Here is a 19,773-nt window from a genome sequence, read left to right on the forward strand (position 1 = left end):
ACTTGCTATAGCGTTCAGGCAAATGTTCTTAATGCTTCCCGTAGATGATGGTTGCTTCGGCACGGCACCCGTTCACACTTTTCGCCCAACGGATGTGGCCTGCACAATGTCGCCGGAAATGTCTGGGAATGGTGCGAGGAGCATTCTTCGCCAAGCTATCACCGCCTCACACCGTCGCGAGACCCCTTGAACCGCGCGCCAGCTCCCAACCGATCGATGCGTGGCGGATCCTTCCTCTGCCACGAATCCTGCTGCAACCGCTATCGCGTCACGGCGCGAAGCTCCAATACGCCCGATTCCTCCTCGAGCAATATCGGCTTCCGCGTCGTGCGCATCGAGCCGCTGCGGGATCCCTCATAGAATGGAACCGGCACCACATCCTGCGAGGCCGCCCGCTGCCCCCGGCATCCGGCTACTGCCACTGTTCCTGCGCAATTTCGTGCGCAATCGCGAGACCGGCCTTGTGCTGGTCGCCATCGTCGTCGGACTGCTCAGCGGCGTGCTCGTGGCAGCGATCTCGAACCTCAGCCAGGTCTCCCACGCACTGCTGTTCGACATTCCGTTCGACGCCCACCTCAGCGCAACCGGCGTGATCTCGTGGCAGCGCACGCTGCTTGTTCCGGTGCTCGGTGGCCTCGTGCTTGCGCTGATCGGACTTTACTTCGCCCGGCGCGTCAAGGGACAGCAGCTCGCCGACGCCATCGAGGCCAACGCGCTCTATGGCGGCCGGGTGTCCTTTCGCGGCAGCTTGCTGATCTCGATCCAGACACTGCTGTCCAACGGGTTCGGCGGATCGGTTGGACTGGAAGCCGGCTACACCCAGATCTGCTCGATGTTCGGCTCTCACGTCGGCCAGCGCCTGGCCGCCCGGCGCAATGACATGCGGCTCCTGGTGGCCTGCGGCGCCGCGGGAGCCATCAGCGCCGCATTTTCTGCACCGCTGGCGGGCGCCTTCTACGCCTTCGAAGTCGTGCTCGGTGCTTACACGTCTGCCGCTCTTGTACCGGTTATCGCCAGCGCCGTCACCGCATGGCTCGTCGCACGGCAACTGACGCACCAGTCCTTCCTGATGGTGCCTGGATTCCCCTCACCGGTTTCCGTCGAAATGATCGGCCAGACGGTGCTGATCGGCATCATCTGCGCCTTCGTAAGCATCCTCGTCATGCTCGCCGTCGCATTCTCCGAGCGCTGCTTTCAGCGCATCACGGTGCTCAAGGGCCTGCTGCGGCCGATTCTCGGCGGCTTCCTCCTCGGCTGCCTCGCCTTGCTGACGCCGACCGTGCTCGGCGCCGGCCACGGTGCGATGCAGATTCTGCTGGTCAGCAATCCGACTTGGCTCCTGCTCACAACCACCATCGTGTTCAAGATCCTGGCCTCCGCCATCTCGCTCGGCTCGGGCTTTCGCGGCGGCCTGTTTTTCGCCTCCCTCCTGCTCGGCGCGCTGATCGGGCAGCTCTACAGTGTCGTGCTGACAGGCCTCCTTCCCACGATCGCGCTTCAGCCCGGCACCGCCGCGATCGCAGCGCTCGCCGCGCTCGGAACCGGCGTGCTCGGAGCACCCTTCAGCATGGTCTGTCTCGCGCTCGAGATCACCGGCGATTTCTCCGTCACCGTTGGCGCGGTGGTCGCCTCCTCGGTTTGCGCGCTGATCGTCCGTGAGCTGTTCGGCTATAGCTTCGCGACCTGGCGCTTTCATCTGCGCGGCGAGGCGATCCGCGGCCCGCAGGACATCGGCTGGGTCCGTCAGATGAGCGCAGCATCCCTGATGCGCACCGACTTTGAGAATGCGCTGACGACGATGCCGATCGGCGAGGCGCAGAGGCAATTCTCGCCGGCGCTGGTCCGCCAGATCGTATTGCGCGATCCTAACGGCATCTATGCGGGTATCGTGCCTGCCGCCGCGCTGCATTCCGTGTCCAACCAGGACGACGAACTCCTCGGGTCGCTGGCGCAACAACAGGATGAATACCTGCTTCCGACCACGCCGGTTCGCGAGATCCTGAAGGCCTTCGAACGCAGCGAAGCCGACGTGCTCGCGGTCGTCGACCGCCCCGACCACCGCGCCACGATCGGCACCCTGAGCGAAGCTCACGTTCTGCGCACTTACGGCGAAGAGCTCGAGCGCCGGAACCAGGAGCTGTTTTCGCGTTGAGGGCGCTAGGGCCGCAGATCCATGTCGATCCGCACGAAGTCGCCGCGATAGGTGACTTCGCCGAGATAGATCACGGTGCGGTCCTGCGTGGTGAAGATGCGGCGGACTTCGGCCACTGGCGAGTTCAGGGGCACGTGCAGCAGCCGCGCCGCCTCGATATCCGCGGTACCGATCGTCAGGGTCTGGCGCGCGCTGGCGATGGTGGGATCCCTGAGATCGTTCAGGATCGGAATCACGGTCTCGTTGCGAAAACGCTTCGGCGACCTGCGAAAGATCCTCTCGTCGAGATAGATGGAAATGACGCAGTAGGGCTGCTTCTCCCGCGAATGCAGCCGACGCATGAAAACGTACTTTTCGGCCGGCTTGCCATCCCCGGGAAGCAGCGGCGCATCGCTGCGGCTTTCCGAGATATTGATGATCTCGGGCGAGGTGTCGCGATACATGTCGGCGAGATCGGACAACGTGGTCTCGACCTTGAGCCAGCGATCCTGCCGCACGGTCCCCGTGACGAAGGTGCCTCGGCCCTGCTGCGCCTCGATCACGCCGTCGCGGGCGAGCAGCTCCACCGCCTGCCTGATCGTGACGCGTGACACACCGAACTCGGCTGCCAGCTCCTCGTTGGCCGGCAGGCGAAATCCCTGAGTCCAGACGCCGCGCGCGATGCGCTGCCGGAAGATGTCGGCAATCTGCGCGTATTTGGGGATGTGACTGTCGGAACTTAATTCCATCTCGTCCTCCCGAACTCAGGCCGCGCGGTCACGCCGTGACCAGCGCGGCGCCACGTTCGCCGATCATCAGGCTGGTCGCATTGGTGTTGGCTGAGGTGATCCGCGGCATCACCGAGGCATCGATCACACGCAGCCGCTCGACGCCGCGCACGCGCAGCTGCGGATCGAGCACGGCCCCCGCATCCCGGCCCATGCGACAAGTCCCGACACAGTGGAACACGGTACCACCAGTGTTGCGCGCAAATTCCCACAGCCCGGCATCATCCTTTGCGGCCTCGCCCGGCACCATCTCGACGTCCCAGAGCGTACGAAACGCTTTCTGCTGATAGATCTCGCGAAGAATCTTCAGGCCCGCGACGATAGTCTTGCGGTCGATCTCCTCGGCGAAATAGTTCGGTACGATCCTCGGCTGTTCAAACGGATCGGTCGAGCTGATCGCAAGCTGTCCGCGCGATTTTCCATGGCACTGCCAGACCGAAGCGGTGAAGCCGGAATAGCTGTGCAAGGGCTCGCCAGGCTTGTCGACCGAGAGCGGCATCACGTTGAACTGCACGTCCGGCCGGCCGCCGACGGCGTATTCCGTGCAGGCCGCGCCGCCCACCTGCCCGGCGCCGACCGTCAACGGACCACTGCCTGCCACCATCCACTGCAAGCCCATCTTCGCAAGGCCGACGGGATTGCGGACCTGGTCGTTGAGCGAAATTCGCTGCTTCAGGCGGACGATCAGTCGGGCCTGATAATGGTCCTGAAGATTGGCGCCGACTTCCGGAGAATCGGCAACGATGGGAATGCCGAGCTTGCGCAGCAGGTCGGCCGGACCGACGCCGGAAAGCTGAAGGATCTGGGGAGACTGCAGCGCGCCGCCGGATAGAATGATTTCACGATCAGCCGTCGCCCTGTGGACCTGTCCCTTGCTGATCCATTCGACGGCGGTCGCGACGCGACCGTTGAAGACAACCCTGCTGACCTGTGCGTGGGTGATGATGGTGAGGTTGGGGCGGCCGGCGATGGGACGCAGAAATGCCGAGGCGGAACTGGTCCGCCAGTGCCGCCCGATGCCGAGCTGGTAGGTGCCGACGCCCAGCGTCGTGGCGCCGTTGAAGTCGGGATTGCGCGGCAGGCCGAACTGCACACCCGCCTCGACCCAGGCCTTCGATGCCGGATTGTCGTTGCGCAGGTCGGATACCTCGAACTCCCCGAGCCCACCATGAAACTGGCTCTCGCCACCGCGGTAGCGTTCGTGGCGTCGGAAATAGGGCAGGAGTTCGCGATAGCTCCAGCCATCGGCGCCAAGGCGCTCCCAATCATCAAAGTCCTCGTGCTGGCCCCGGATGAAGATCAGCCCGTTGATCGACGAGGAGCCGCCGAGCACGCGACCACGCGGCCAGACGATGGCTCGACCGCCGCTCCCTTCCGAAGGCTCGGTCCTGAACAGGCGCGAGTATCGCTGGTTATAGATGGTCCGGTAGTAGCCGACCGGAAGCTTCAACCAAAAATTGCGATCCGATCCGCCGGCTTCCAGCAACAGCACGCGGCAGGACGGATCGGCCGACAAGCGATTCGCAACCACGCAGCCGGCCGAGCCCGCGCCGACGATGATGTAGTCGTAGCCGCCTGCTGGCATCAGACCGTCCGGTATTCTTCGATGGAGGCAAGATTGGGGGTGATGCCGAGGCCCGCTTCGTCGCCGAGCTCGATCACGCCGTCACGGGCATCAAGCACGGGACCGCAGAAGCGGTCGCGCAGCGGGTTTTCGTTGCAGTCGACTTCGAGCAGCCCATCGCCGCCGACACCGGCAAGAAGATGCGCGGATGCCAGAAGGCCGATGCCGGCACCGAGATAGTGCGGGCAGAACATCTTTCCCGATGCCAGGATGTCGCGTGCAATGCCCGCGCACGCCGACAGCCCGCCCCATTTGGCGATGTCGGGCTGGACAACACCAAGAACCGGCTCGCGCAGCACCTCAGCGAATCCGGCGCGGCTGGCGATGTTCTCGCCGGCTGCGAGCGGAAAGCGGACGATCTCGTGCAACTGCTTCCATTCCTCGCGGGGGCGATCCGCACGGATCGGCTCCTCCAGCCATGCGAGACCGAAGCGCTCGAGGTGCGGCGCAAGTTCCAGCGCCTGCGCAATGATCCAGCCCTGGTTGACGTCGGCAGCAAGCAGGCCTTCGCCCACAAGGCGGCGCAGCGCAGCGAGGTTGGCGCGGTCACCTGCCGGATCGAAGCCGATCTTCAGCTTCAACGCGCGGTAGCCGCGGCTCAAGGCCGCTTCGGCCGTCCGCTCGGAACCGATCGGATTGATGCCGCTGGCGTAGACCTTGATCTTCTGCTTCGCCCCGCCGAGCAGCCGCCACAGCGCGAGGTTCTGGCGACGCGCGTGGAGATCCCAGACGGCGAGATCGATGCCGGCGATCGACTGCGCAAACGGGCCGGCTTCGCCTGATTGCAGCGCCAGCACAGAAGTTCCCTGCGTCAAATGCTCGAACGCAGCGGACGGCTCGGTCGCATGAAATCCAACCAGAGCCGGCGCAAGCACCTCGTTGACGAGCCGAACACGATGTTCGGCACCTGGTGCGGGAAAATTGCACCAGACCTCGCCCCAGCCGACATATCCATCGGTATCTTCGACGCGAACGAAGACAGCAGGCCGATCGTTCATCCGCCCGAAGGACGTGATGACCGGCATCGTCAGCGGATAGCGATAGCCAAACGCCTGGACGCTTCGAATGGTGAAAGGCGGCGGTGTCATGCGGGAAAGCCTGCGACGCCCAAGACTAAGGCGCCACTTGTATGGTCATCCTATTTATAATATGACCTCTGAAAACATCAACCGCAATCTGGGTGGACGCGTCGAATGAACGGAGCCGGCCTGAGACGCCTCGGTCTCGGATTGATCCCATGGATCGGTGCGATCCTGCTCTGGTACGCCGTGCGCTGGAGCGGCTTCGTCAACGTATCGCTGATCCCGGCGCCACACCAGGTCGCCGCCAAATTCTTCGAGCTTCTCACCAGGGAAGGCCTGCTGATCGACATCTTCGTCTCGACCCGGCGCGTCTTTCTCGGCGTTGCGCTCGGCATCCTCGTGGCCGTGCCAGTCGGATTCCTGCTGGGGTGGTATCGCCCCGCCCGCACCTTCGCCGACCCCATGATCAACTTCTTTCGCGCGCTGCCGCCGATCGCACTGATACCGCTGGTGATCGTCTATTTCGGCGTCGATGAGCTCGCAAAGCTCGTCATCCTGTTCTATGCCTCGTTCTTCTCCGGCGTGATCGTGATGTATGAGGGCGTGTCGCAGATCACGCCACTCTATATCCGTGTGGCGCAGACACTCGGAGCAAACCAGGCCGAGATCTTTCGCAAGGTCATCATTCCCCTCACCGTCCCGCACATCCTCACGGCGCTGCGCGTGGCGTTGGGCGTGGCCTGGGCGACGCTGGTCGCATCCGAGCTGATCGCGGCGCAGCGCGGACTCGGCGCCATGATCCAGAATGCCTCGACCTATTTCCTGCTCGACGTAATCTATGTCGGCATCATCTGCATCGGCCTGATCGCGCTGATCATGGATTTGATCCTGCGCAAGGTAACGGCCCGGTTGCTGGTCTGGCAGGATCGGGCCATCGCATGACCAAGCGCGCACAGTTCGACAGGGTTTCACTGTCCTTCGACACGGCGAAAGGCCGCCTCAACGTCGTCGAGGACGTCACCTACGACATCAACGACGGCGACTTCATCGCAGTGATCGGGCCGTCCGGCTGCGGCAAGACGACGATGATGAGCATGCTCGCCGGCTTCCAGAAGCCGACGACGGGCAACGTATTGTTCGATGGGCGCCCTGTCGCCGGTCCCGGCCCCGAACGCGGCGTCATCTTCCAGGAATATGGCGTATTCCCCTGGTTGACGGTGAAGCAGAACATCGCCTTCGGGCTGACCCTCAACGCCAACCATGTCGCGACCGCCGAGCGCGACGCGATCTGCGATCATTATCTTGGCCTGATGGGTCTGTCCGACTTCGCCAATTCCTACCCGAAGCATCTGTCCGGCGGCATGCGGCAACGCCTCGCGATCGCACGGGCTTATGCTGTGAAGCCGCAATTCCTCCTGATGGACGAGCCGTTCGGGGCGCTCGACGCCCAGACCCGTTCCAACATGCAGAACCTGCTGCTGAAGGTGTTGGAGACCGAAGGCAAGACCGTCATGCTGATCACCCATTCCGTAGAGGAGGCGATCTACCTCGCCTCCCGCATCGTGGTGGTGACGGCGCGACCGGCGCGGATCAAGGAGATCATCGACGTTCCCTTCGCTTACCCGCGCGACGAGTCGATCCAGGAGCGGCCGGAATTCGCCGAGCTGCGAGGCCATATCAGACAGCTCGTGATGGACGAATATCGCGCCCAGCAGGCGCAGATGCGTCCGGTCTCATTCTCGGAATAACAAGCAGACGGAGGAAACACCATGGATCGTCGTCAATTTCTGGGCACAACGGCGGGCCTTGCGCTCGGCACCTTCGCGGCCTCGGCACCTGCGATCGCGCAGGCAAAGACAAAGGTCCGCGTCGGCTATCTTCACACTGTCGCCGTCGATGGCCAGATATGGACCGGCATGGATCGCGGCTCCTTCGAAAAGCAGGGCCTCGATCTCGAGCTGCGGCAGTTCAACACCGGCCTGGAAATCTTTCAGGCACTGATCGGTGGCAGCCTCGACGTGCTGTCGACCGGCGCGGTCCTCTCGAACTTCCCGGCGCGTGGCCAGGGCAAGGTGTTTCTTATCAATGACATCGAGGTGGCAACTGCTCAGCTCTGGGTCCGCGGCGATCAGGGCATCAAGTCGTTCGAGGATCTGAAGGGCAAGCGCATTGCGACCGCGACCGGCACAACTGCGCATGTATTTCTGGACACCGCGCTTCGCGCCAACAAGGTCGATCCCAAGGAGATCGAGCTGGTCAATCAGACCATGCCGGCGGCCGTAACCGCCTTCATTTCCGGCGCGGTACCTGCCGTCGCCCTCTGGGTGCCGTTCAACGTCACGGTTCGCGACAAGGTCCCGGGCGCGGTCAAGCTCGCCGACGCTTCTGCTTATTATCCAAAAGCCGCGATCATCGGCGGTTGGGCGGCGGCGAACGACTATTACGAGCCCAACAAGGAGACCTTGGCGAAGTTGATCCGCGGCTGGGCCGATGCCAATGACTACATCGTCGCGAACAGCACTGAAGCAATGGAGAAATTGCAAAAGGGCCACTACAGCCAGACGCCCCTTGCGGACATCAACGAGTCGTTCAGAGCCCAGAAGATGTTCACGTCCAAGGATTGGAAACGCATGTACTCGGACGGGACCGTGACCAATTGGCTGCAGCAGTCGACAGACTTCTTCATGGCCAACGCGGGCATCAAGGACTTCACGCCGGCGAGCAAATACTTCGATCCGAGCCTCTACCTCAAAACCATCGCTTAGCTCGACGTCACGATCACCAGTCCTCCAATCCCAAGGAGTATGACAGCCGACTCCGTGACAGCTCCGAGCATGAAGCGGCGCAGATCGCAGAGGAGATCCGACCCGCGCCGGTTCAATCCAAATCCGACGCGGCATTTGTCCCGACCTTATGCCCTTTCCTATGGAGGTCTCATCCATCCGGTCTGCGCGTCGGCCTCCATTTTGGCGTCGGTCTCAAGACCCTCATTGATATCGCGGGGGCGATCAGGTGCATGTCTTGGGGGTCTGTAGAGCCGGGACTCTCCGGGTTGAACAACTTGCACGGCCCATTTCCCAATGTTCATCGCCGGCCGCCCAGCGACCGGCGACAACGGCCTGAAATGGCCAGACGTTGTCCGAATTCGTCGGAGTAGCGCCATAGGTCCGATTGTCTTGACGTCGTCAATAGTCTGGCCTGGCAGGGCGGCTGCCTCGAGCAGTTCGGCAACATGTGCACGGGACGCACTATCATGCCGGTTGACCGCGGCAGTTCGTCGAGCATCAGGCGAATAGCTGTTGCAGGTCTTCAGTTAGAAGTATGGCGGGCCCAAGCATCTGAAAAGCCACACGTTGAGGTCAGATCCTCACTCTATCACCACGCCAATGAGCAGCGTTACCATATGCCAGTGTTTCGCGAGGCTTTCTTCGTTCCCGGCGTTTGATGATCCTAACATACATTATTGCACCGTTGCCTTCTGCCGACCGCAGAGGCGACGCCGGTCAGGACAGCAACCAATCACCGGACAAGCAGTTTCCGGATACGATCGTCAGTGCTGGACGGAACAGAATTGTGATGTTTTTTGGCAGTTGGACGGATTTGGTGCGCATTCTGAGCGTCGGAGCGACCAGCTATCTCGCCCTGGTGGTTCTGCTCCGCATCTCGGGCAAGCGAACGCTGACCAAACTGAATGCATTTGACCTTGTCATTACGGTAGCGCTCGGCTCGACTTTAGCGACCGTTCTGCTCAACAAATCCGTGACCTTGTCGGAAGGCGTGCTCGCGATGGCTCTGCTGATCTTCCTTCAACTTGCTATCACGTGGTTGTCGGTGCGTTCTGAAAAAGTACAACGTCTGGTCAAAGCTGAGCCGACCTTGATCATAAGAGACGGCTCATTCTTGGAAAATGCTCTGCGAAGGGAACGCGTGACACATGAGGAGGTGCTTGCCGCACTCCGATCGCACGGGGTCACCGACGTCAGGAGAGTTGCAGCCGCGATTCTTGAGACGGACGGATCGGTAAGCGTTCTATCTGAAGGGGTTGCCGGCAAGGCGGCCAACAACACGCTCCAGGGCGTGGCCATTCACCATTCGACGAGCGAGAGTGCCGCGGCCCCATGAAATTTCACATCGGGGTGGCACACGGCAGCTTGGGTGCGCATCGCAAGGAGACCTGATCGGCCAGGTCAGTCCTGAAGCCAATCGGCTTTCACAAGACGGCCGTCGCTCGTCACTGTCATCATCAATCGGTCGGCAGCCTTCCCTCGCGGACCTTATCTGAGTGCGTTGTAGTACATTGCGACTCCCTCGATGTCTTCATCAGTCAAGCCACGCGCCGCAGCCGACATGACTTCCGCCAAGCGGCCACCTCGCTTGCCTGCCCGAAAGAGCCGCAGCTGATTGGTCAGATAGATGGTATGCTGTCCTGCAAGTGCAGGATATTGGGGAGTGTTGTCGCTTGCACGCCCATCCCTACCGTGACAGGCTTGGCAAGCAGGAATTCCGCGTGATGGCGCGCCTCGTTCGGCAAGTATGGCTCCAAGCTGGCGCGGCTCGTCGATTCTTTCTCCGATGTTGTGTTCTGCTACCTCGTCGAGATTTATGGACGAATAGTAGCGCGCGAGTTCGCCTCGCTGTTGCCGGTCCAGGTTGGCGACCGGTGGCTCCATCATCCCGCTCGATCGGGTCCCCGCTGCGAAATCTTCCAACGCCATCTCAAGATACGCAGTTTTCTGACCCGCAAGCCTTGGAACCCCACCGAGCGAGCTTCCCTCGCCGCGCGCTCCATGACAACCGCCACAGGCAAACGGCCCGACGATCAATCCTTCGTTTGCTATTGTCCGAGCACCCTGGCTTTCGCCGTCGCGCAGACGGGTGGCGGCCCGGTACTCTCCTGCTGGAATCTGCGGCATGCGTCTAAGGAATGCGACAAGTGCCCACACTTCGTCGTCGCGGCTTGGCGCTGCCCACGCCGGCATGCCAGTGTACTTTATTCCATGCTTTACGATCCAGAAGAGCTGCGCGCCCGACCAGTCATTGGAGGCACGCGTGAGATCCGGTGGCTGCGGAAGCATCCCCAACGCCACCCGATTGCGCGACAGGCCGGGCGCCCCGTGACAAGGCGCGCACCCGGAGTGGAAGTATAGCATACCCTGTTCTACGTGAGCGGGACCGAGTGACGGCACTTCTATTCCGGCCGCATACGTCTCGACCGAGTTCTGCATGCCGAACTGGAGAAATTTGCCAACGACGGCAAGATGACCACTGGAAGCAGCGATATTGTAGACGCCAGACCAAGCGAACAGGAATGCTGCCGTCACCGCAGCACAGATAGAGATCAGCGCACCCCACAATAGCTTCCGCATAGTGGCTTCCCAACTCGCACATGATCAGCGAACCCTTCCGCGGAAGCGGCGGAACCGCGGTCTACCAACCTACACTTCGAAGGCTGGTTCCTGGGCCCGGAGTCAGAGCGCGCCTCGACCGCAAGTCAGATTGATGCTGCGAAGCTTGTCTTATGATCGACGGGGCGGCCGCTCACGTCAGCCTGCAACAAGAACACCTTCGCAACAGCATATCAGTGATCCGCCGGGTAGGAGGAAAGTCGCAGCTGTCAAAAGAAGACCCTCCGCAGAACAATCGATGGAAGCCAATTCCAGATGAGGATGGGAAATGTACGTTACCGTACAAGAAAACCTCCGTTTGCTGCACGAATTCTGGCCAGGACGAGGTCGCTGCCACTCCGCTTAGGAACAATCGTCGATCCGGAGGGCTTTAGGGATCATTCGGGCGCGGAAGCCCGAGGAGGGTCGCGAGATTGCGGTCGGGCACACCTGAGTCAGTTCTGTTCCGCTACCGCAGCAATGGCAAGGGAGGTGCCGACAGACGATCGATCATTACCGATGGATGACCGCCTCAGGCAGCTCGAGAGCGCGACTGGGGTTGAAGAATGCAGAGGCGGAAGGTGGCAGCTCAATGGATCCGGACGGATGGTCGCTTGCCGGGCGCTTATGCCCAGTATCGAGATCTCGTGCCAGGGCGCCAGATCACAGGAACGAAGTGAAAGGCCACCATACTGGCAATTCTGGAGCGACTCGGCACGGGCGCGGGGTGATCTGCGCTGTCGTGGGCGCTACGACGGTGGTTCTAAGCGGCTGTTCCGATCTTCAGCAAGCAGCTGAGCAGAAACCCTACTTTGATGAGCGCCGACTCGTGAATGGAGATGCGGCAAAAGGCCGAGAGCTCGTTGCGGCGGTCGGATGCGGGACTTGCCACGCAATTCCCGGCGTTCCGGGCGCCAATGGGATTGTCGGCCCCCCACTGAACACGTTCGCCAAGCGAACGTACATCGCGGGTATGATTCCGAACGAACCTACTGTGCTTGTCGCTTGGGTGCGCGATGCGCCGTCGCTGTCACAGCGGACGGCCATGCCGCGATTGCCGATCTTGTATCAAGAGGCGGTGCATATCGCCGCCTACCTGTACACTCTAAGAAAATGAAAGCGCTCTCGTCATTCGCAGTTCTTGCTGCTGGCGCCGGCGTCTCGGGCTGCACCTGGATGCTGCCGGAAGAAAGCCATGGCAGCCGGCCGTCACTAATGTGGCTGCAGTCAGCGCTGATCACGTCTGGTCCGAATGCTGAAGCCATCCGCACCCTGAGCTGGGTGATGTTTGCAGGTGGTGCGGCAATATTTCTGCTAGTTCTCACCTTCACGGCGCATGCAGTGTTTGGCGGGACGAGGCGCGGCTGGATGAGCGGGCATCGCTTCGTCATCGTTTTCGGTGTGGCCATGCCGATTGCTGTTCTCACAATTCTTCTGGTCTACGGGCTGATGCTTACGGATCATTCGGCGGCTCGCGAGAATCCCGTGGCCCGCATCGAAGTCGTCGGCGAGCGCTGGTGGTGGAGAGTGAACTATCTCGATCCGCAGGGCGAGCGGCAGCTCGCGTCCGCAAACGAAATCCGTGTTCCGGTGGGCGCGCCTGTCGAATTCATTCTGAGATCAAACGACGTCATCCACTCATTCTGGGTGCCGAGCCTGGCCGGCAAACTCGACATGATACCGGGACGCGTCAACAGGTATCAGTTTTCGGCCGCGCGGCCCGGGGTCTATCGCGGCCAGTGCGCAGAGTATTGCGGCGCTCAGCATGCCCTGATGGCGTTCTACGTGGTTGCGGTGGAGCGCGAGAATTATCCGACTTGGCTTGCGGATCAGAGAAGGCCGGCAGACGATCCCGTGACCGAGCTGGGCGTCAAGGGAAAGGACCTGTTCATCGCCACCGGGTGCGGCGCCTGTCACACCGTACGCGGTACGGCGGCTTCGGGCCAGATCGGTCCCGATCTCACCCACTTTGGCAGCCGCAGATCAATCGCTGCCGGAAGCTTCCCCAACAACGCCGGCACGGTGGCGGGTTGGATTGCGTCCGCACAGCATCTGAAGCCCGGCAACTTGATGCCGTCATTCGCCAACCTGCGCGGGGAGGAACTTCGCGCGATCGCGGAGTATCTTGAGGGTCTCAAGTGACGACGACTGCAGAACACCCAGCTATCGCGAATTCGCGGGAGACAAGATCCATCGGGACTGACGGCTTTCCGAATGCGGTCCCGCGCCCAGAGGGCGAGCTCGACGAGCTGGAGCGAATCTGGGCACCACCGCGCGGCTTCCATCTGATCTCGGCTGTGAACAACAGCTATGTCGGCGTCTGGTACGTCGGAGCATCGATGTTGTTCTTTGTTCTGGCGGGGATTCTGGCGCTGATGATGCGCACGCAGCTGGCGGTCCCGGAAAGCAGGCTTATCGGCCACGCACTTTATAATCAGCTGTTCACTATGCATGGCACGCTGATGATGTTCTTGTTCGCTGTGCCGGCAGTCGAGGCCATGGGCGTGTATCTGCTTCCGAATTTGCAGGCGGCACGCGATCTCCCGTTTCCACGATTGTCGGCATATGCATTCTGGGCATATTTCGTCGGTGGCCTTGCCTTCTTTTGCAGTCTCTTCTTCGGACTGGCTCCAGATGGCGGCTGGTTCATGTATCCGCCACTGACGAGCTATACGTTCTCTTCCGGGATCAATGCCGACTTCTGGCTTCTCGGCATCGGGTTCATCGAAATCTCGGCCATCGCGGGTGCGATCGAGATCATCGTCGGCGTTCTGAAGACGCGCGCACCGGGACAATCGCTCGACAAGCTTCCTGTGTACTCCTGGGCAATGTTGATCTTCGCGCTGATGATCGTCTTTGCCTTCCCCGCGATCATAATTGCCACAGTGCTTCTCGAGCTCGAGCGCGCATTCCACTGGCCTTTCTTCCTCGCTGAGAAGGGCGGCGACCCGTTGCTGTGGCAGCACCTCTTCTGGTTTTTCGGCCATCCCGAAGTCTATATCATCTTCCTGCCCGCCGCGGGCATGGTGTCGATGATCGTGCCGGCGATGGCGCAGGCGCCCCTCGTGGCGTACCGGCTTGTGGTGTTGGCCGTCATCGGCACAGGTTTCCTGTCGTTCGGGCTGTGGGTGCACCACATGTTCACGACTGGCCTTCCGGCTCTTTCGGTCAGCTTCTTCTCTGCCGCGAGCATGGCCGTGTCGATACCAAGCGGAATCCAGGTCTTCGCATGGATTTCGACTTTCGCGTTGGGTACGTTGCAATGGAAGACTCCATCCTACTTCATTCTTGGCTTTCTCTTCATCTTTACACTTGGCGGCCTGACCGGCGTGATGGTGGCAATGGCCCCGTTCGATTGGCAGGCACACGACACTTACTTTGTGGTCGCTCACTTCCACTACGTCCTGATTGGCGGGATGGTCTTTCCGCTGTTTGCCGCCTTCTACTATTGGGCGCCCACCATATCGAGTAAGCCGCTCTCCGAACGACTCGGCAAGACCGCGTTCTGGCTGATGTTCGTCGGCGTGAATGTCACCTTCTTCACGATGCACCTCACCGGCCTGATGGGCATGCCGCGTCGCACCTATACGTACATCGCGGCGATGGGCTGGGGCCCGCTGAACATGATCTCGACGGTGGGCGCATTCATGATCGCGACCGGAGTTCTGACCTTTCTGATCGACCTTGCAAGGAACTTCCGTCCATTCGGAGCAAGTGCCGGGAATCCATGGAACGCAGGAACGCTTGAATGGCTACCTACCGGCAACTACCAAACGCGGTCGATCCCCATCGTCACCAGCCGCGAGCCGCTTTGGGACCAGCCCAACCTTGCCGCAGACGTGCAGGAGGGGCGGTACTACCTGCCGGGCGCGCCGACGCGGTCGCGCGAGACCATTGTGACTAGTCCCATCGAGGCGCGGCCACAATATGTGCTGAGGATGCCAGGTCCGAGTTGGCCGCCCGTGTTGGCGGCGCTGTTTACTGCCGCCTTCTTCTTTGGACTAACTCTCAAACTCTATATTCCGGCGTTCGCTTGCGGCGCACTCGCGACTGCTTGCGTTCTTTGGTGGCTATGGGACACGGACCCGGGTCCGGATGTGCCGACAGTCGATATCGGCGGGGGCCTTGTGCTTCCGGCCTACGTAACGGGTTCCGTCAGCCACAGCTGGTGGGCGATGATAGTACTCATCTTGGTCGCTGCTACCGCATTTGCTTGCCTGCTGTTCTCGTACTTCTATCTGTGGACCGTGAACCCGCAACTTTGGCCGCGCGAACCTGCCGATTTGCCGGATCTCGCCTGGCCGGTTGCTTCGGCTGTAGTGTACCTGCTGAGCGGCGCAGGAGTGTTTGGCGCGAGCCGGCTGCTCACGCGCGTGCCGAGCAGAAGCTCCGCTCCCGTCGTTTTCGCTCTCGTCGCCGCTACACTGCTCATCCCTTTGCCTGTCGCCATTGAGGTGCTCGCTCATCGCTCGGTTGGCTTGTCGCCGTCGGCGTCGAGCTACGGCGCCACTGTGTACGCGGTTGTCTCATGGCAGGGATTCTTCGCAGCTGTGCTCATGGTCATGGGAGTCTACACGGCCGCTCGTTCGCTCACGGGACGCCTGTCTGCCGAACGTCGCGTGACCTTCGACAACACCCAGCTGCTTTGGCAGTACACCATCGTACAGGGGATCGTGTCGCTCGTGATCGTTCACCTGTTTCCGCGCCTGCTCGGGTAAGCGCGCATGGACAATGCATCATTCATTCGCAAAACGTTTTCCGTGCTGGGCGGGCTGCTCATCTGGGCTGCGTATTTTGGCTTCGTATACGTGTTCAACGCGCTCGCCTGCGCCCGCAGCTTTCATCGTCTGCATCTCCTTGGATTCAGCGTAGTTCCTCTGACGATTTTATCGGGTGCAGCAATAGCCGCGACTGGCGTTCTCGTTCTGATGTTCATTGCGCTCCGAGCACCCGACCACGTCGAAGACACCCGGGATTCATCCGCCGACTTTCTTCGACACCTAGCGGTGGGGGTCGCGTTGTTGTCGCTCCTCGCGATCGGCTGGATTGGATTGCCGGCAGTTATCGTGCCACCTTGCGGCTAGCCTTGAGACTGGAGCCAGGAGAACGATGCAATGAACCTCGGCGATCTCAGCAGTCTGGGTCTTTTCGCCAATCTTGCGATCTTCGTGTCAGCTGCGGGTATTGTCTGGTTCTCCGGCTACAAGCTGGCGCAATATCTTGACGCAATCGCCGACAGTACCGGATTGAGCGAGGCATTCGTCGGAATGCTGTTCATGGGCACGATTACATCCCTGCCGGAGATTGCCGCAGTTTCGACGTCGGCATATGTCGGGAACGCAGCCCTTGCTACGAATAATCTGCTGGGCAGCGTTTCCATCAACGTCGTACTGATCGCAGCAGCCGACGCCGTGCTCGGTCGCGACGCCATCACTTCCACCATCGGCCGGCCGACAACGCTTATGCAGGGCGTACTTGTCATCGTCGCTCTATCGCTTACCATTTCTGCGGTGTTAGCGGGCGATGTAAGTCTTGGTCCGTTTGGCGCCTGGTCGCTCGCACTTCTAGCCTACGCCGTCTTTGCGTTCTGGATGTCGGCACGATATGGGAGACGTGCCCCTTGGCGCGCCGAGCGACGCCAAGGGCACCGTTCGGACCAGCCCGAGGAAGGAGGGAGTGATCAAGGCGGCGGCGGGTCCCACTCGTCGCTTACCACACTGGTGCTGCTGACCGTTCTATGTGCAATCGCCATTCTCGTGGCGGGCTTCGGTCTCGCCCAGAGCGGTGATGCTATCGCCAAACTCACCGGTCTGGGATCAGGCATTGTCGGGCTTGTTCTGGTCGGATTTGCCACGTCGCTCCCGGAACTGAGCTCCATTATTTCGGCGGTGCGGCTGCGACGCTACGAGATGGCGTTGGGCGATGTATTCGGCACTAACATTCTCACGCTCGGACTCGTCTTCCTCGCCGACCTCGTCTATGCAGGTGAGCCGGTCCTGAACCAGGCCGGCCGCTTCGAAGCGATCGCGGCAACGCTCGGGATTATCCTGACGGGAATCTTCTTGGTTGGTCTGCTCGAGCGGGCCAACAAGACATTCCTGCGGATGGGCTATGACGCTCTTGTCGCACTCCTAACGTTTGCGGCTGGCGTCATGCTTCTCTACTTTGTCCAAAATTAAGAGCGGCCTCGGGCTTTACTTCCAGTCGGCGTTACCCGTCGTCGCAGACGACTGCCCTAGTGACTGCGCGGAGAGTCCGCGGCTTATGACCAAGAGCGCGCTGAGCAGATAGATCAAACCCATGGGTACCCACATGATGAGGCCGGCCAGCTGTTGATCTTCGATCGGCGAAAGTCCGAACGCGATCGCTCCTCCGCTCATGATGGGGTAAAGCGGCCGCGGAGCGAATGTCAGCAACGCTCCGAGCAAACCGGTGTGAACCATCGTCAGGAGCAGAGCGAGCGCGGCCGCACCAGTCGATCTCGCGCGAACCACGCAGGTCCAGAACCAGAGACTGACCAGCACGAGAGATCCGAGATAGAGGAGGTGCCAGCCCGCGCTAGTCAACGCAAGCTCGTACGTCGCGGGAGCGTGCCAGAACCAGATCAGAAAGCCGTAAGCGCCAGCGGCGAGCAACGGCCGATTCCACTGAAGCTCTCGCCTGCGATTGCTTGAGGTCGTGCGCGTGGTACCGCGCAATCCGGCTCCGACCGTTCGAACCGGAGCCGCAATGACAATGAGCTGCGGAGCCAAGACGACCAGCACGAGGTGCTGAACCATGTGGACCGAAGCGAGCGCGGCGGAAAGCCGGCAGAGCGGGCTCACCACCGCAATCGCGAGCAGGAACATGGCCGTTGCCGCGGCCGTTATCTCATAGGACAACGCTCCTGAATCATGCGGCTCTGCGGCGCGCCGAAAGACACCCGCAGCATAGAAGGCACCGAACAAAATCAGCGGAACCGTCACGGCGGGCGCGATGCTCCACGCCGACCAGATCGTCGCTGAAGCGACCGAGTTGCCGGACGCAAGGCAAAGCGACCAAACTGAAACCAGGGCATTTGCGGGATCGCTCATTCACAGCCCCTTCGGAGCGCGGTGCGAGCCTGGCCAAAGAGCGGCTCCTTGTCAGTTCCCCGGCGTCGACGTTGTTTGCGTCTAATGGAACGAGCGCGACGATCCGCAGTTCCTCCGCGACCAACGATTGAGGAAGTAACATGAACGCGCGGTTGCTCACGCCGGCAATCATCCCTCCGGTAACACTGGGTGACACCTCCTCCGCCGTAGCAATTCCGGTTCGCCCTGGCTGCCGGCCACCGTTTCCTGGCGTCATCGAGGCGAAGCCCGACGGCGAGCGCAACTGGCGCAAAGGGCTCGCTATCGGAAGTCACGAGGGGGCTGGCGCGGTATTCATCGTCGCAGACATGCACCTCCAGGATGGCCCGTTACAGGAACCGGCCTTCGGATTGGCGAGGACACGGCTGTGTCACGATCGGACCAGGATGGTTCCGCCCATGGGCAGGAAAGCGGCAGTGGGCCAGCGACAAGCGGTAGAGACAATCGATTGCGGCCAGCCGCCGATAGCCTTGGGATATCGCGCCTTCCGGGCAGTGTGATGGCCGACGGTGTACACGAAGGACGCTCATCAGCCATGGGTAGCGCCTCGGTTGACCGCATTTGCGTGCTGAAGGCACCGCGAGCCGAAACCTCACAACCGAGTCATGCACATGAGCTACGCCCCCGCCTCCGACTGGATTTTTCTCCGCCGCGTACTCATCACGCTGGCAGTGACCACGATCGCCTACATCGCTTGGAAGCTTGCTGACCTATTCATCCTCCTCTTCGCTGCCGTTCTCCTGTCGGTTCTGCTCGGAGGACTTGCCGCCGCGGTTGCAAGATACAGCCGGCTCCCATCCGGCTGGGCACTTGCCGTGAGCTGCGTGTCATTGGCAGCCCTTGCCGGCATTTTGCTCAGCTTATTCGGAGCACAGATCATCGGGCAGATATCAGGGGTTTTCGATCAGCTTCCTGGCGCAATCAATGTTGCAGGCGCGACGCTGGGCATTGCAGATGCATTCAAACAGCTTCAGGAAACTCTTTCCAACGAAGGCAGCGGGCAGCTGCTGTCCCGAGCGGCCCGCGTCGGCTATACTGCGCTTGGCGTGGTGAGTGATCTTTTGCTGGTCACGGTCGTAGCAGTGTATCTCGCGGCTGACCCGAGCGTCTATCGTCGGGGCGCGATCAAGCTATTCCCTTCCGAGCAGCATGACCGCATCGCAGACGCGCTGGATATTTCCGCCTCAGCACTTCGCCTCTGGTTTCTCGGGCAGCTCGCATCCATGACGCTGGTCGGCCTGCTATGCGGGCTTGCCTTTTGGGCGATCGGATTGCCTTCGCCCGTCGGTCTTGGAGCAATTGCGGGTGCGACGAACTTCATTCCCTTGATCGGCCCGATCATCGGAGCGCTGCCGGCAGTCCTGTTCGCACTAACGCAGGACCTTAGCGTCGTATTGTGGACAGTGAGCGCTGTTCTCGTCATTCAACAGCTCGAAGGCAACGTTATCACTCCGATGATTCAGAAGCGTGCAGTGGAGTTACCGCCCGCGCTCATTTTGCTTGGACTCTCGGCTTTCGGAGCGCTGGGCGGCATGCTCGGCGTCATTCTTGCAACGCCTCTTACCGTCGTTGTCATGGTCCTCGTGCAGAAATTGTGGATCCGCGAGACCCTCGGCGAGAATACCACGATACCTGGAGAGAGACGCTCCAACTAATTGCCCTTTCCAGGCCCGCGACGAGCCCGCCGAACCACGATTTCTTCTTCTCAGCGA

Annotated in this window: 16 protein-coding genes; 11 read left to right on the forward strand and 5 right to left on the reverse strand. The window is 61.2% G+C overall.

The window, feature by feature from the left end:
* Positions 1–51 precede the first annotated feature (51 nt).
* Positions 52–360 carry a formylglycine-generating enzyme family protein gene (locus tag ASG57_RS40175; protein WP_200948598.1) on the forward strand — a complete coding sequence of 103 codons (309 nt, stop codon included), beginning with the start codon at positions 52–54 and terminating at the stop codon, positions 358–360.
* A gap of 1 nt (position 361) precedes the next feature.
* Complete coding sequence (locus ASG57_RS35280) at positions 362–2,152, forward strand: chloride channel protein (protein ID WP_057199148.1); 1,791 nt, start codon at positions 362–364, stop codon at positions 2,150–2,152.
* Positions 2,153–2,157: 5 nt separating this feature from the next.
* On the opposite strand, the gene ASG57_RS35285 is transcribed toward ASG57_RS35280, so the two are convergent.
* From ASG57_RS35285 to ASG57_RS35295, 3 genes are read right to left on the reverse strand one after another with little or no spacing between them, the layout of a single operon-like run.
* Positions 2,158–2,880 (reverse strand): GntR family transcriptional regulator, encoded by a 723-nt coding sequence (locus tag ASG57_RS35285; RefSeq protein WP_024342131.1) that lies wholly within the window; start codon positions 2,878–2,880, stop codon positions 2,158–2,160.
* 28 nt (positions 2,881–2,908) lie between these two features.
* A complete protein-coding gene (locus ASG57_RS35290) occupies positions 2,909–4,504 on the reverse strand; it encodes a GMC family oxidoreductase (RefSeq protein ID WP_057199149.1) in 1,596 nt (531 codons plus the stop codon).
* A complete protein-coding gene (locus tag ASG57_RS35295) occupies positions 4,504–5,631 on the reverse strand; it encodes a mandelate racemase/muconate lactonizing enzyme family protein (RefSeq protein ID WP_057199150.1) in 1,128 nt (375 codons plus the stop codon). Before ASG57_RS35295 ends, ASG57_RS35290 begins: the two co-directional genes overlap by 1 nt.
* Before the next feature lie 105 nt (positions 5,632–5,736).
* Between ASG57_RS35295 and ASG57_RS35300 the strand changes: the two genes are divergently transcribed.
* From ASG57_RS35300 to ASG57_RS35315, 4 genes are all read left to right on the forward strand, one after another.
* Positions 5,737–6,507 carry an ABC transporter permease gene (locus tag ASG57_RS35300; RefSeq protein WP_057199151.1) on the forward strand — a complete coding sequence of 257 codons (771 nt, stop codon included), beginning with the start codon at positions 5,737–5,739 and terminating at the stop codon, positions 6,505–6,507.
* On the forward strand, positions 6,504–7,313 hold the full coding sequence (locus tag ASG57_RS35305) for an ABC transporter ATP-binding protein (protein ID WP_057199152.1): 810 nt from the start codon (positions 6,504–6,506) through the stop codon (positions 7,311–7,313). The genes ASG57_RS35300 and ASG57_RS35305 overlap by 4 nt, the downstream gene beginning before the upstream one ends.
* A 21-nt stretch (positions 7,314–7,334) precedes the next feature.
* A complete protein-coding gene (locus tag ASG57_RS35310) occupies positions 7,335–8,330 on the forward strand; it encodes an ABC transporter substrate-binding protein (protein ID WP_024342135.1) in 996 nt (331 codons plus the stop codon).
* Positions 8,331–9,141: 811 nt separating this feature from the next.
* A complete protein-coding gene (locus tag ASG57_RS35315) occupies positions 9,142–9,687 on the forward strand; it encodes a DUF421 domain-containing protein (protein WP_057199153.1) in 546 nt (181 codons plus the stop codon).
* Positions 9,688–9,839: 152 nt separating this feature from the next.
* Here the strand turns inward: ASG57_RS35315 and ASG57_RS35320 are convergent, their stop codons facing one another.
* Entirely contained in the window at positions 9,840–10,931 is a 1,092-nt protein-coding gene (locus ASG57_RS35320) for a c-type cytochrome (protein ID WP_057199154.1), read from the reverse strand.
* A gap of 903 nt (positions 10,932–11,834) precedes the next feature.
* Between ASG57_RS35320 and coxB the strand changes: the two genes are divergently transcribed.
* The 4 genes from coxB to ASG57_RS35340 are packed head-to-tail and all read left to right on the forward strand — an operon-like array spanning position 11,835 to position 17,128.
* The gene (gene coxB, locus ASG57_RS35325) at positions 11,835–13,091 is read left to right on the forward strand and encodes a cytochrome c oxidase subunit II (protein WP_230646569.1); all 1,257 of its coding nucleotides are present in this window, start codon (positions 11,835–11,837) and stop codon (positions 13,089–13,091) included.
* A gap of 50 nt (positions 13,092–13,141) precedes the next feature.
* Positions 13,142–15,667: a cbb3-type cytochrome c oxidase subunit I gene (locus ASG57_RS35330; RefSeq protein WP_156402930.1), complete on the forward strand. Its 2,526-nt coding sequence runs from the start codon at positions 13,142–13,144 to the stop codon at positions 15,665–15,667.
* Between the two features lie 6 nt (positions 15,668–15,673).
* A complete protein-coding gene (locus ASG57_RS35335) occupies positions 15,674–16,033 on the forward strand; it encodes a hypothetical protein (RefSeq protein WP_057199156.1) in 360 nt (119 codons plus the stop codon).
* 30 nt (positions 16,034–16,063) lie between these two features.
* Entirely contained in the window at positions 16,064–17,128 is a 1,065-nt protein-coding gene (locus ASG57_RS35340; RefSeq protein ID WP_057199157.1) for a sodium:calcium antiporter, read from the forward strand.
* Between the two features lie 15 nt (positions 17,129–17,143).
* On the opposite strand, the gene ASG57_RS35345 is transcribed toward ASG57_RS35340, so the two are convergent.
* Positions 17,144–18,022, reverse strand: coding sequence for a cytochrome c oxidase assembly protein (locus tag ASG57_RS35345; RefSeq protein WP_082529103.1), 879 nt, complete (start codon positions 18,020–18,022; stop codon positions 17,144–17,146).
* A 650-nt stretch (positions 18,023–18,672) separates the two neighbouring features.
* Here ASG57_RS35345 and ASG57_RS35360 point away from each other — a divergent pair.
* Positions 18,673–19,716: an AI-2E family transporter gene (locus tag ASG57_RS35360; RefSeq protein WP_063997046.1), complete on the forward strand. Its 1,044-nt coding sequence runs from the start codon at positions 18,673–18,675 to the stop codon at positions 19,714–19,716.
* The last annotated feature ends 57 nt before the right edge of the window (positions 19,717–19,773 follow it).

The organism is Bradyrhizobium sp. Leaf396 (genome assembly GCF_001424605.1).
GTDB lineage: Bacteria > Pseudomonadota > Alphaproteobacteria > Rhizobiales > Xanthobacteraceae > Bradyrhizobium > Bradyrhizobium japonicum_C.

Excerpts from the sequence above, each read along its gene's own strand:
- ASG57_RS35340 (WP_057199157.1), top strand. The coding sequence starts at position 16,064 with ATGAACCTCGGCGATCTCAGCAGTCTGGGTCTTTTCGCCAATCTTGCG.
- ASG57_RS35295 (WP_057199150.1), bottom strand. The coding sequence starts at position 5,631 with ATGACACCGCCGCCTTTCACCATTCGAAGCGTCCAGGCGTTTGGCTAT.
- ASG57_RS35280 (WP_057199148.1), top strand. The coding sequence starts at position 362 with ATGGAACCGGCACCACATCCTGCGAGGCCGCCCGCTGCCCCCGGCATC.
- ASG57_RS35320 (WP_057199154.1), bottom strand. The coding sequence starts at position 10,931 with ATGCGGAAGCTATTGTGGGGTGCGCTGATCTCTATCTGTGCTGCGGTG.
- ASG57_RS35300 (WP_057199151.1), top strand. The coding sequence starts at position 5,737 with ATGAACGGAGCCGGCCTGAGACGCCTCGGTCTCGGATTGATCCCATGG.
- ASG57_RS35310 (WP_024342135.1), top strand. The coding sequence starts at position 7,335 with ATGGATCGTCGTCAATTTCTGGGCACAACGGCGGGCCTTGCGCTCGGC.
- ASG57_RS35305 (WP_057199152.1), top strand. The coding sequence starts at position 6,504 with ATGACCAAGCGCGCACAGTTCGACAGGGTTTCACTGTCCTTCGACACG.
- ASG57_RS35290 (WP_057199149.1), bottom strand. The coding sequence starts at position 4,504 with ATGCCAGCAGGCGGCTACGACTACATCATCGTCGGCGCGGGCTCGGCC.
- ASG57_RS35335 (WP_057199156.1), top strand. The coding sequence starts at position 15,674 with ATGGACAATGCATCATTCATTCGCAAAACGTTTTCCGTGCTGGGCGGG.
- ASG57_RS35315 (WP_057199153.1), top strand. The coding sequence starts at position 9,142 with ATGTTTTTTGGCAGTTGGACGGATTTGGTGCGCATTCTGAGCGTCGGA.
- ASG57_RS35285 (WP_024342131.1), bottom strand. The coding sequence starts at position 2,880 with ATGGAATTAAGTTCCGACAGTCACATCCCCAAATACGCGCAGATTGCC.
- ASG57_RS35345 (WP_082529103.1), bottom strand. The coding sequence starts at position 18,022 with ATGAGCGATCCCGCAAATGCCCTGGTTTCAGTTTGGTCGCTTTGCCTT.
- ASG57_RS35360 (WP_063997046.1), top strand. The coding sequence starts at position 18,673 with ATGAGCTACGCCCCCGCCTCCGACTGGATTTTTCTCCGCCGCGTACTC.